Origin of the sequence: Delftia sp. ZNC0008, from assembly GCF_000799035.1 — a bacterium.
GTDB lineage: Bacteria > Pseudomonadota > Gammaproteobacteria > Burkholderiales > Burkholderiaceae_C > Comamonas > Comamonas tsuruhatensis.
In genome coordinates this window covers 1-359 of record NZ_JTKZ01000508.1, presented here as the reverse complement: position 1 = coordinate 359, position 359 = coordinate 1, and the positions used below count along the sequence as shown (strand labels likewise).

Sequence of the window (359 nt, the reverse complement as noted above, 5' to 3'; positions counted from 1 at the left end):
GAGAAGAAATCTGGACCGACGAATACGGCCGCATCAAGGTGCAGTTCCACTGGGACCGGCTGGGCAAGAAGGACCAGAACTCCAGCTGCTGGATCCGCGTGGCCACCAACTGGGCCGGCCCGGGCTTTGGCGCCATCTCCATCCCCCGCATAGGGCATGAGGTGGTGGTGGACTTCCTCAATGGCGACCCCGACTATCCGCTGGTCACGGGCTGCGTCTACAACGCGGCCAACATGCCGCCCTGGGCGCTGCCGGCCAATGCCACGCAATCGGGCATCAAGACCCGATCGAGCAAGGATGGCAACCCGGGGTCAGGCATGAAGAACGGCCCGGGCGACGCCAACGCCATCCGCTTCGAG

At 64.9% G+C, this 359-nt stretch carries 1 protein-coding gene; it reads left to right on the top strand.

All coding sequences use genetic code 11. The annotated features are described in order from the left end of the window. A partial coding sequence (gene tssI, locus L995_RS17000; RefSeq protein ID WP_047472738.1) for a type VI secretion system tip protein TssI/VgrG occupies window positions 1-359 on the top strand: 359 nt, incomplete at both ends.